Genomic DNA, 11,237 nt, shown 5'->3' with positions numbered 1-11,237 from the left:
GGATTTTTTGTTTTTATTTAGTGTTATCTTGTGGATACATAACCTTGTCGATAAGACCATACTCCATTGCTCTTTCAGCAGTCATGAAGTTGTCACGGTCTGTATCTCTTTGAAGAACCTCTAATGGTTGGCCAGTACGCTCTGATAAAATTTGGTTAAGCTTTTCGCGTAAGAAAAGAATACGCTTAGCCGCGATTTCAATTTCAGTTGCTTGACCTTGTGCACCACCAAGTGGTTGGTGAATCATAACTTCACTATTAGGAAGTGCAAAACGCTTGCCTTTTTCACCTGCAGCAAGTAAGAAAGCACCCATTGATGCAGCCATACCGATACAGATTGTTGAGACATTTGGCTTTATGAACTGCATAGTGTCATAGATAGCCATTCCAGCCGTAATCGAACCACCAGGGCTGTTAATGTATAAAGAAATATCTTTTTCAGGATCCTCAGCTGCTAAGAACAATAACTGAGACACGATTGAGTTTGCAACATTATCATCAATCGCACTTCCAAGCATGATAATACGGTCTTTTAATAAACGTGAATAAATGTCATAGGCGCGCTCTCCACGGTTAGTTTGTTCAATAACTGTAGGGATTAAATTCATTTTAACTTCCTCCTTTAAAACAAAATTGAAAAACTTTGCTATGTATTTCCATCATACAATTAAGGTCAGTAAAGGTCAAACAATTCGCTTTACTATCTTATCTTATTCTACAAACAATATCCACATACCTTTTCAAACATGGAAAAAAACAAAAAATCATACGTAATCCATCTTACCCGTTTTGCCATATTTTAAACATAGAACCAAAGAACCGGGGGGCCAGGGGGACGGTTCTCATGGTTCCACATGAATTCAGGGCCAAGGGGACGGTTCTCGTGGTTCCACATGAATTCAGGGCCAAGGGGACGGTTCATGGTTCCACATAAAATCAGTTGAACCAAAGGGACGGTTCCACTGGCTCCGGATCAAAACTGGGAAAATAGAAAAACCTGTCTCTATAAAATAGAAACAGGTTTAATGTAGCGCCCTCGGCAGGATTCGAACCCACGATAAGAGAACCGGAATCTCTTGTGCTATCCACTACACTACGAGGGCATGTTTTGTTAGAAACTGCACTCATCATTATAGGATAGAACCTAAATGAATGCAAGAATTTAATTCCGAAAAAGGCTTGATGTAAGGATTGTAGTTTCTCAGTATCGGATAAATTGAGAATTGAACCAGGTTGTAGCTTTCAATTCAAATATGAAAGGCGGTTTGGACGAAAATGGGATATGTCATGGCATAAAATCCATATAACCTAGCACTTTTGGTTGAAAGTGGAAAAAGTACTAGCATAACCCCAAAATATCATATTGCTTTTGGATGGAAATGGAAAAATCCATAGCATAAACACAAAATAACCTAGCACTTTTGGAAAAATACAGAAAAGGCCACGACAAATACGAAAAATAAGATTACGCTTTGTGATAATATTGGTAAACATAAACCAAATAAACCCACATCGCCCTGAAAAACAAAAAAGTGGTATACCGAAACCCATAACCCGGCATACCACTAATCTAAATCTCTTCTAGTTATCCTTATACCCCAATGTCCCATCATACACAGTCTCATCAACAGGATTCACAGCCCACATCGTTTGGATTGGATCAAACTCAGATGCAAACTCTTCTTTGTTTTTCGCCTCGTCTAATGTCCCGGTAACTGGCCCTGTATATATGATTTCATTCTTTTTCAACAATAATCACCTCTTTAAAGTAGATTCTTTCAAAAAATGATTAAAAATGCGTGCTAAATTTTAACTTTTTCGATACCATAGAAGTAAGATGATAATAACCGTATAAACCCTTCGGTCACACGAAAGTATCCATAATTATAAATAAAAAAGTAAACGCTTCCATTTTTTAACTAAGGGGAAAGGGGGAACATACGTGAATATGCAAACTGGACTTTTTCAACAGCAATCTTTAAAAGTAGTCATGACAAGGGAGCTAACACAGGCTATCACCTTATTACAATATTCCTCTTTGGATTTGACTAAATTTTTAGAAGAGCAAACACTAGAAAATCCCCTAATTGAAGTAAAGACAACAGAATTTAATCGTCCAACAAAATCAAAGGTCTCTAAAGACACCTATACCAATCCAATTGACTACATTGGGAAAAATGAAACCACACTTTATGACCATCTGCTTACACAACTTTCATATACGAAACTAAACATCAATAAAAAAGAACCATAGAATATATCATCCATCTCTTAGATGGCAACGGATACTTGTATTTTCCTACCGAAGAAATTGCAAAGGATCTAAATACTAATCCTGAAACAATCGAAAATGCCATTGGATTCATTCAAAGTTTAGATCCGATAGGGGTGGGAGCAAGGTCCCTACAAGAATGTCTTCTATTGCAATTAAAGGCACTTCCAAAACGGAATAGCCTGGCGGAAACAATTATTCAAGACTTTTTTGAACTTTTTGCTGAAAGGTCTTGGAAGGAAATTGCGACTAAACTTGATATAAAGCCATTTGACATTCAACAAGTTTTTGATTTTATTCAAACGCTAAACCCAAGGCCAGGTGCTGCTTTTCAAGGTGGCGAAGCCCATTACATTGTTCCAGACTTTGATATCCAGGTTGAAAACGGCGTGGTGTCAATGAGTATGCAGGACTCATATTTGCCAAAGGTTTCGTTGAACCTGCAATATTATCACTATTTTTTAGAAGAAAAAGACTCAAAAACAAAATCTTATCTCCAGCAAAAAGTGGACCAGTGCCAATGGATTATTAGAAGTTTGGAGCAACGCAAACAGACTCTACAAAATGTAATGAACGAAATTATTAATCGGCAACTAGACTTTTTTATAAAGGGACCTGCCCATTTAAAGCCTCTAATTATGAGTGAGATAGCGGAAGCCTTAGAAATTCACGAATCGACTGTAAGCCGTGCGGTGAAAGATAAATTTGTGCAGACCCCATTTGGTATTTTTGAATTGAAGTATTTCTTTAGCAGAAATATCCAAACGACAGGTGATGTCGACACGTCATCAACACAAGTAAAAAATGTAATGAAACAGATGATTGATGAGGAAAATAAACAAAAGCCTTTGTCAGACCAGGAGATTGTCAGTATACTTAAGAAGGAACACGGTATACTTGTATCTAGACGGACAATTGCAAAGTACCGTGACCAATTAAATATACCTTCTTCATCGAAACGAAAACGGTATAGCAAGTAGATTGGAAGTGTAACAATGAACCGTATTCAAGTTACTATGTATTCAAAAGATAATTGCTCACTTTGTGTAAAAGCGAAAAAGGCATTGGAGGAATTAAGTGAAGAATACCCACTAGACCTTCATGAAATAGATATTTATAAAGACGATGAGCTTCTTGAAAAATATCAAATTATGATTCCGGTGATTGAAATCGACGGAATTGAAGTAGAATATGGGATTATCCATAAAGAAACAATCCAAGATTACTTAAGCAAAATTCAGAAAATATAAAAGCTAATGAGTGGCTGCCTAAAAAATAGGCAGTTTATTTATTGCATTCTTTTAAAAGTATTGTTAATATATTAGTGTAACACGATGATATTTAGTTTTTGATGTTGTTTTTTTTACTGTAAGCGGGACATAATATGTCACACCGGGACAAAAAAAGTCCCTTATGGTAAAAAAGGGGAAATGAAAAGAATGAGTTCAATCATTGAGGTCCAACAAAAATTATTACCTGATTTACTCGAGGTTATGCAAAAACGCCATGAGATTCTCAAATACATACGACTAATGCAGCCGATTGGAAGACGGAATCTTTCTACGAGTCTCGGACATAGCGAGCGTGTCCTTCGTGGTGAAGTACAATTTTTAAAAGAACAAAACCTTGTAGAATTTAGTTCTGCAGGCATGAGCCTAACGACAGAGGGCGCGGACCTTTTAAAAGACCTTGAGGAAGTAATGAAGGAAGTTTTAGGATTACAGGTTTTAGAATCAAAGCTTAAGGAGAAGTTAAATATTAAAGAAGTGATTGTTGTTTCAGGCGACAGTGACACGACTCCTTGGGTGAAAAAAGAAATGGGAAGAGCTTGCGTTTCAAGAATAAAACAAAGGCTTTTTGGAGAAAATATCGTCGCAGTTACTGGTGGTACAACCCTTGTTGAGGTGGCTGAAATGATGACCCCGGATTCAAAAGGGCGAAGCATTTTATTTGTTCCGGCAAGAGGTGGGTTAGGAGAACGGGTGGAAAATCAAGCAAACACGATTTGCGCAAAGATGGCTGAAAAAGCTTCTGGAGATTACCGACTTCTACATGTACCAGATGTTGTTAGCAATGAAGCGTACCACTCTTTTGTGGCTGAACCATCGATTCGAGACGTCCTGAATTTAATAAAGTCTTCAAGTATGGTTGTTCACGGAATAGGAGACGCTATTACAATGGCAAAGCGTCGCAAGACAGATGAAGAAGATATGAAAAAAATCATTGAATCTCATGCGGTTGCAGAAGCCTTTGGGTATTATTTTGACGAAGATGGGAAAGTGGTCCATCGCGTTCAAACAATTGGCATTCAGCTAAAAGATCTTCCCGCAATTCACGATGTGATTGCAGTAGCTGGTGGAGCTTCGAAGGCAAAAGCCATTCAAGCGTACTTAAAGCAAGCACCAAAGACTCTGCTAATAACAGATGAGGGTGCAGCAAAAGAGTTAGTAAAGGGGTAAAAAACTTCCCCTAATATATTTTTATAGGTTTCACATACAAAAGGAGGAAATCAAAAATGGCAGTAAAAGTTGGTATTAATGGTTTTGGACGTATTGGTCGTAACGTATTTCGTGCGGCACTAGAAAATCCAAATGTTGAAGTAGTAGCAGTAAACGATTTAACAGATGCAAACATGCTTGCACATCTATTAAAGTATGATTCTGTTCACGGTAAACTTAATGCAGAAGTATCTGTAAATGGAAACAATCTTGTTGTTGATGGTAAAGAAATTCTTGTTAAAGCAGAGCGCGACCCAGCTCAACTTGCTTGGGGAGACCTAGGTGTAGAAGTTGTTGTTGAATCTACTGGTCGTTTCACAAAGCGTGCTGACGCTGCGAAACACTTAGAAGCTGGTGCAAAGAAAGTTATCATTTCTGCTCCTGCAACTGATGAAGATATCACAATCGTTATGGGTGTTAACAACGACAAATATGATCCAGCAAGTCATAACGTTATTTCTAATGCTTCTTGTACTACAAACTGCTTAGCTCCATTTGCGAAAGTTTTACACGAAAACTTTGGAATTAAGCGTGGTATGATGACAACTGTTCACTCTTATACAAACGACCAACAAATCCTTGACTTACCACATAAGGACTACCGTCGTGCTCGTGCAGCAGCTGAAAACATCATTCCTACTACAACTGGTGCAGCAAAAGCTGTTTCTCTAGTATTACCTGAACTAAAAGGTAAACTAAATGGTGGAGCTATGCGTGTTCCAACTCCAAACGTGTCACTTGTTGACCTAGTTGCTGAATTAGATAAAGAAGTAACTGTAGAAGAAGTAAATGCAGCACTTCGTAAGGCTTCTGAAAATGAATTAAACGGAGTTATGGGTTACAGTGAAGAGCCACTAGTATCTGGTGACTACAACGGAAATCCAAATTCTTCAACTATCGATGCTCTTTCAACAATGGTTATGGAAGGCAACATGGTTAAAGTTATCTCTTGGTATGATAATGAAACTGGTTACTCTCACCGTGTAGTTGACCTAGTTGATTACATCGCATCAAAAGGTCTATAATTTCAACTTTACATTTACTGTTCGATTAGTATGTCATATTAGTCGATTAGTAAAGCACATTGTTCTTGGAAACCAAAGCAATACTTACTATAATAGAACTTGTGAAGGGAAGGGAGTGTTCCCTTCCCTTTTTGATGTCCATCAGACAAGTGCCTGTTAAGCATTGCTTAGTGTATAGGGCAAGTTTTTAAACTCACTATTACATAGAACGGAGGCCTTCTGAAGTGAATAAAAAATCAGTAAGAGATATTGATGTAAAAGGCAAGCGAGTTTTTTGTCGAGTTGATTTTAATGTTCCAATGCAAGAGGGTCAGGTTACTGACGAGACACGTATTCGTGCAGCATTACCAACAATCGAGTACCTTCGTAAAGAAGGAGCAAAAGTTATTTTAGCAAGCCACCTTGGTCGTCCAAAAGGAAAAGCAGTTGACGAACTTCGCTTAGATCCAGTTGCAAAACGTTTAGGTGAACACTTAGGTATTGAAGTTCACAAAACAAACGAAGCTTACGGTCCAGAAGTTGAACAAGCAATCTCAGAAATGAACGAAGGCGATGTTCTTTTACTAGAAAACGTTCGTTTTTACCCTGGAGAAGAGAAGAACGATCCAGAGCTTGCTAAACAATTCGCTGCATTAGCTGATGTATATGTAAACGATGCATTTGGAGCAGCTCACCGAGCACATGCTTCAACAGCTGGTATCGCAGAACACCTACCTGCAGTTGCTGGTTTCTTAATGGAAAAGGAACTTGAAGTTCTAGGAAAAGCACTTTCTAATCCAGAGCGTCCGTTCACAGCAATTGTCGGAGGAGCAAAAGTTAAGGATAAGATTGGTGTTATTGAAAATCTCTTAGATAAAGTAGATAACTTAATTATCGGTGGCGGTCTTGCTTATACTTTCGTAAAAGCACAAGGCCATGAAATTGGTAAGTCTCTTTTAGAAGAAGATAAAATGGATCTTGCTAACGAGTTTGTTAAAAAAGCAAAAGAAAAAGGCGTCAACTTCTATATGCCTGTCGATGTAAGGGTTGCTGACGATTTCTCAAATGATGCCAACATTAAAATCGTTCCTATCAACGAAATCCCAAGTGATTGGGAAGCACTTGATATCGGTCCAAAGACAGCTGAAATTTACAGAGATGTAATTCAGAAATCTAAACTTGTGATTTGGAATGGACCTATGGGTGTGTTCGAATTAGACGCTTTCTCAAACGGAACGAAAGCCGTTGCTCAAGCATTAGCTGATGCTACTGATACATACTCTGTTATCGGAGGCGGTGACTCTGCAGCGGCCGTTGAAAAATTCGGTCTTGCTGATAAAATGAGCCATATCTCAACTGGTGGTGGCGCATCACTAGAATTCATGGAAGGAAAAGAACTTCCAGGAGTCGTATTACTTAACGATAAATAAAAGTGGGTGCAACATTGCACCTTGCCATAAAGATCAACAACGAAAGGGATGGTGAAACATGAGAAAGCCAATCATTGCAGGAAACTGGAAAATGAATAAGGTTCTTTCAGAAGCAGTACAATTTGTTGAAGAAGTTAATGGTCAAATTCCATCACCAGAAAAGGTTGAATCTGTCGTTTGTGCACCAGCACTATTTTTAGAGCGTCTTGTTGCAAACGTAAAAGAAGGAAACTCTGACCTTAAAATTGGTGCACAAAACATGCATCATAAAGAGAGCGGAGCATTTACAGGTGAAATCAGCCCTGTTGCATTAAAAGATCTAGGTGTCGACTATGTTATCCTTGGTCACTCTGAACGTCGTGAAATGTTCGCTGAAACTGATGAAACAGTTAACCAAAAAACACTTGCAGCTTTTGCTCATGGATTAATTCCAATCGTGTGCTGTGGTGAAACATTAGAGCAGCGTGAAGCAGGTCAAACTAATGACCTAGTAGGAACACAAATTCAAAAAGCGTTAGCAGGTTTAACAGCTGAACAAGCGAAAGAAGTTGTCATTGCTTATGAACCAATCTGGGCAATCGGAACAGGAAAATCTTCTTCTGCTGAAGATGCTAATGAAGTTTGTGCACATATTCGTAAAGTGATTGCAGAACAATTCTCCGGTGACGTGGCAGAAGCAGTTCGCATCCAATACGGTGGTAGTGTAAAACCTGAGAACATTAAAGAATATATGGCACAACCTGATATAGATGGTGCTCTAGTTGGTGGAGCAAGTCTTGATGCTTCTTCTTTTGTAAAGCTATTGGAGGCACAGAAGTAATGAGTAAATCACCAGTTGCACTTATCATTTTAGACGGATTCGCATTTCGCGATGAAGTAAAAGGAAACGCAGTAGCGCAAGCAAATAAACCAAATTTTGATCGCTATTGGAACAAATACCCGCACGCTACTTTACAAGCAAGCGGTGAGGCTGTTGGTTTACCAGAAGGCCAAATGGGTAATTCAGAGGTAGGACACTTAAATATCGGTGCAGGCCGTATTGTCTACCAAAGCTTAACCCGTGTAAATGTTGCAATCCGCGATCACGAATTTGAAAAAAATGAAACCTTCCTTGCTGCAATGCAACATGTAAAGGAAAATGGAACGGCTTTACATCTATTCGGACTATTATCTGATGGTGGTGTACATAGTCACATTGATCACCTTTTTGCATTGTTAAAGCTGGCTGCAACAGAAGGTATTGAAAAAGTGTATATTCACGGATTTTTGGATGGAAGAGACGTTGGTCCACAGACGGCAAAAAGCTATCTAGAACAGCTTGACGAAAAAATAAAAGAATACGGTGTTGGTGAAATCGCAACGTTGTCTGGTCGTTATTATTCAATGGACAGAGACAAACGTTGGGAGCGCGTAGAAAAGTCATACCGTTCCATGGTGTACGGAGAAGGTCCTACATATAAAAATGCATTCGAGCTAGTGGATGACTCCTATGCAAACGGAATTTATGACGAATTCGTTTTACCATCTGTCATTGTAAAAGAAGACGGTTCACCTGTTGCAACGATTCAAGATAATGACGCTGTGATTTTTTATAATTTCAGACCTGACCGTGCAATTCAAATTTCAAACACATTCACAAATGACGATTTCCGTTCATTTGACCGTGGTCCTAAGCATCCGAAAGATTTATTCTTTGTGTGCTTAACTCACTTCAGTGAAAGTGTGGATGGATATGTGGCGTTCAAACCAACAAATCTTGATAACACACTAGGTGAGGTTCTTTCACAAAATGGATTAAAACAGCTCCGTATTGCGGAAACTGAAAAATATCCACATGTGACATTCTTTATGAGCGGTGGTCGTGAACAGGAATTTCCTGGAGAAACTCGAATTTTAATTAATTCACCAAAAGTTGCAACATATGACCTTAAGCCTGAAATGAGTGCTTACGAAGTGAAAGATGCACTTTTAAAAGAAATCGCTGAAGATAACCATGATGCGATTATCTTAAATTTTGCCAACCCAGATATGGTCGGTCACTCAGGCATGCTTGAGCCAACGATTAAAGCCATTGAAACAGTTGATGAGTGTCTAGGTGAAATCGTTGATGCAATTCTAGCAAAAGGCGGAAAAGCAATCATTACAGCTGACCATGGTAACTCTGACGAAGTTGTTACCATTGAAGGTAACCCAATGACTGCACATACTACAAACCCAGTTCCAGTCATCGTCACAAAAGAAGGATTAACATTAAGGGAAGACGGAAAACTAGGAGACCTAGCACCAACGATGCTCGATCTTTTAAATGTCCAAAAATCCGCAGAAATGACTGGAAACTCTTTAATCAAATAAATCATTTGAACGACAATAAACTTATTAGAAAAAGGAGAGATTTTTAATGTCAATTATCGTAGATGTTTACGCTCGTGAAGTATTAGATTCTCGTGGAAATCCTACAGTTGAGGTTGAAGTATATACGGAGTCAGGTGCATTCGGCCGTGCGTTAGTACCAAGTGGTGCTTCAACTGGTGAATATGAAGCAGTTGAGCTTCGTGATGGCGACAAGAGCCGTTACCTTGGAAAAGGTGTTCAAACAGCAGTTAACAATGTAAATGAAATCATTGCAGCTGAAATCATCGGCTTCGATGTAACTGACCAAGTTGCTATCGACAAAGCGTTAATCGAGCTTGATGGAACTGACAACAAAGGTAAATTAGGTGCAAACGCAATTCTTGGTGTTTCTATGGCAGTAGCTCGCGCAGCAGCTGACTTCTTAGAAGTTCCTTTATACCAATACCTAGGTGGATTCAACTCAAAAACTCTTCCAGTACCAATGATGAACATCATCAACGGTGGAGAGCACGCTGACAACAACGTTGACATCCAAGAGTTCATGATCATGCCTGTTGGTGCTGAAAACTTTAAAGAAGCACTTCGTATGGGTGCTGAAATTTTCCACAACCTTAAAGCAGTTTTACATGCAAAAGGCTTAAACACAGCAGTAGGTGACGAAGGTGGATTCGCTCCAAACCTTGGTTCAAACGAAGAAGCTCTACAAACAATCGTAGAAGCAATTGAAAAAGCAGGTTACAAGCCTGGTGAGCAAGTACGTCTTGCAATGGATGCTGCATCTTCTGAGTTCTACAACAAAGAAGACGGTAAATACCATCTTAAAGGAGAAGGAAAAGTTCTTACTTCTGAAGAAATGGTTGCATTCTACGAAGACCTTGTTTCAAAATACCCAATCATCTCAATTGAAGATGGTTTAGACGAAAACGACTGGGAAGGCCACAAGCTTTTAACTGAGCGTCTTGGTAGAAAAGTTCAATTAGTTGGAGACGATTTATTCGTTACAAACACTAAGAAACTTGCTGAAGGTATTGAAAGAGGAATTGCAAACTCAATCCTTATCAAAGTAAACCAAATCGGTACATTAACTGAAACATTTGATGCAATTGAAATGGCAAAACGCGCTGGTTACACTGCAGTAATCTCTCACCGTTCTGGTGAAACAGAAGACAGCACAATCGCTGACATCGCAGTTGCAACAAACGCTGGCCAAATCAAGACTGGTGCTCCATCACGTACTGACCGTGTTGCAAAATACAACCAATTACTACGTATTGAAGACAATCTTGGCGAAACAGCTCAATACAACGGCTTAGCTTCTTTCTATAACTTAAGAGGTTAATCAAGATAAAAGGAAAACGACAAGCGAGGCTGCTTGTCGTTTTTTTGTGTTGTCAGGGATCTAACGCAATATAAGTTGGTTAAGGTTCCAAATCAAATATATGCAGATCAACGCAAATATCTGAATTCCGACGCAAAAACCCTATTGGTAGACGCAAATATTTGGATACAGACGTAAATATTCTAATTTCGACGCAAAAACCCTAGTGGTAGACGCAAATATCTGGATATCGACGCAAATATTCTAATTTCGACGCAAAAACCCTAGTGGTAGACGCAAATATCTGGATATCGACGCAAATATTCTAATTTCGACGCAAAAAACCTGGCAGAGACGCAAATAT

Annotated in this window: 11 protein-coding genes and 1 tRNA gene; 9 read left to right on the top strand and 3 right to left on the bottom strand. The window is 38.9% G+C overall.

All coding sequences use genetic code 11. The annotated features are described in order from the left end of the window. Positions 1-13: 13 nt before the first annotated feature. The 3 genes from clpP to BTHG_RS26745 form a co-directional block, all read right to left on the bottom strand. A complete protein-coding gene (gene clpP, locus BTHG_RS09715) occupies positions 14-607 on the bottom strand; it encodes an ATP-dependent Clp endopeptidase proteolytic subunit ClpP (RefSeq protein WP_010676559.1) in 594 nt (197 codons plus the stop codon). A 423-nt stretch (positions 608-1,030) separates the two neighbouring features. Further along, positions 1,031-1,102 (bottom strand) — tRNA-Arg (locus BTHG_RS09705). A 478-nt stretch (positions 1,103-1,580) separates the two neighbouring features. Further along, positions 1,581-1,748, bottom strand: a complete 168-nt coding sequence (locus BTHG_RS26745) for a hypothetical protein (protein WP_157256162.1) — start codon at positions 1,746-1,748, stop codon at positions 1,581-1,583. 199 nt (positions 1,749-1,947) lie between these two features. Between BTHG_RS26745 and BTHG_RS27340 the strand changes: the two genes are divergently transcribed. From BTHG_RS27340 to eno, 9 genes are all read left to right on the top strand, one after another. Beyond that, positions 1,948-2,253 carry a hypothetical protein gene (locus tag BTHG_RS27340; protein ID WP_232284462.1) on the top strand — a complete coding sequence of 102 codons (306 nt, stop codon included), beginning with the start codon at positions 1,948-1,950 and terminating at the stop codon, positions 2,251-2,253. A gap of 35 nt (positions 2,254-2,288) precedes the next feature. After that, positions 2,289-3,251 (top strand): RNA polymerase factor sigma-54, encoded by a 963-nt coding sequence (rpoN, locus tag BTHG_RS24630; protein WP_010676557.1) that lies wholly within the window; start codon positions 2,289-2,291, stop codon positions 3,249-3,251. Positions 3,252-3,266: 15 nt separating this feature from the next. After that, positions 3,267-3,521 (top strand): glutaredoxin family protein, encoded by a 255-nt coding sequence (locus BTHG_RS09690; RefSeq protein WP_010676556.1) that lies wholly within the window; start codon positions 3,267-3,269, stop codon positions 3,519-3,521. 189 nt (positions 3,522-3,710) lie between these two features. Further along, positions 3,711-4,730, top strand: a complete 1,020-nt coding sequence (locus tag BTHG_RS09685) for a sugar-binding transcriptional regulator (RefSeq protein WP_010676555.1) — start codon at positions 3,711-3,713, stop codon at positions 4,728-4,730. A 56-nt stretch (positions 4,731-4,786) separates the two neighbouring features. Next, a complete protein-coding gene (gap, locus tag BTHG_RS09680) occupies positions 4,787-5,794 on the top strand; it encodes a type I glyceraldehyde-3-phosphate dehydrogenase (protein WP_010676554.1) in 1,008 nt (335 codons plus the stop codon). Between the two features lie 224 nt (positions 5,795-6,018). Beyond that, positions 6,019-7,203 carry a phosphoglycerate kinase gene (locus BTHG_RS09675; RefSeq protein ID WP_010676553.1) on the top strand — a complete coding sequence of 395 codons (1,185 nt, stop codon included), beginning with the start codon at positions 6,019-6,021 and terminating at the stop codon, positions 7,201-7,203. Between the two features lie 58 nt (positions 7,204-7,261). Beyond that, entirely contained in the window at positions 7,262-8,023 is a 762-nt protein-coding gene (gene tpiA, locus BTHG_RS09670; protein ID WP_010676552.1) for a triose-phosphate isomerase, read from the top strand. Next, positions 8,023-9,555 carry a 2,3-bisphosphoglycerate-independent phosphoglycerate mutase gene (gene gpmI / locus BTHG_RS09665; protein WP_010676551.1) on the top strand — a complete coding sequence of 511 codons (1,533 nt, stop codon included), beginning with the start codon at positions 8,023-8,025 and terminating at the stop codon, positions 9,553-9,555. Before tpiA ends, gpmI begins: the two co-directional genes overlap by 1 nt. 46 nt (positions 9,556-9,601) lie before the next feature. Beyond that, the gene (eno, locus tag BTHG_RS09660; protein WP_010676550.1) at positions 9,602-10,894 is read left to right on the top strand and encodes a phosphopyruvate hydratase; all 1,293 of its coding nucleotides are present in this window, start codon (positions 9,602-9,604) and stop codon (positions 10,892-10,894) included. The last annotated feature ends 343 nt before the right edge of the window (positions 10,895-11,237 follow it).

This window comes from Bacillus timonensis (assembly GCF_000285535.1).
Classification (GTDB): Bacteria; Bacillota; Bacilli; order Bacillales; family Bacillaceae_L; genus Ferdinandcohnia; species Ferdinandcohnia timonensis.
Note: the sequence above shows the minus strand (reverse complement) of the source record. Positions and strands in the feature narration are given on the sequence as shown.

Bases quoted from the DNA above. Each gene is read 5' to 3' on its own strand.
- clpP (WP_010676559.1), bottom strand. From the start codon at position 607: ATGAATTTAATCCCTACAGTTATTGAACAAACTAACCGTGGAGAGCGC.
- BTHG_RS27340 (WP_232284462.1), top strand. From the start codon at position 1,948: ATGCAAACTGGACTTTTTCAACAGCAATCTTTAAAAGTAGTCATGACA.
- BTHG_RS09690 (WP_010676556.1), top strand. From the start codon at position 3,267: ATGAACCGTATTCAAGTTACTATGTATTCAAAAGATAATTGCTCACTT.
- BTHG_RS09685 (WP_010676555.1), top strand. From the start codon at position 3,711: ATGAGTTCAATCATTGAGGTCCAACAAAAATTATTACCTGATTTACTC.
- gap (WP_010676554.1), top strand. From the start codon at position 4,787: ATGGCAGTAAAAGTTGGTATTAATGGTTTTGGACGTATTGGTCGTAAC.
- tpiA (WP_010676552.1), top strand. From the start codon at position 7,262: ATGAGAAAGCCAATCATTGCAGGAAACTGGAAAATGAATAAGGTTCTT.
- gpmI (WP_010676551.1), top strand. From the start codon at position 8,023: ATGAGTAAATCACCAGTTGCACTTATCATTTTAGACGGATTCGCATTT.
- eno (WP_010676550.1), top strand. From the start codon at position 9,602: ATGTCAATTATCGTAGATGTTTACGCTCGTGAAGTATTAGATTCTCGT.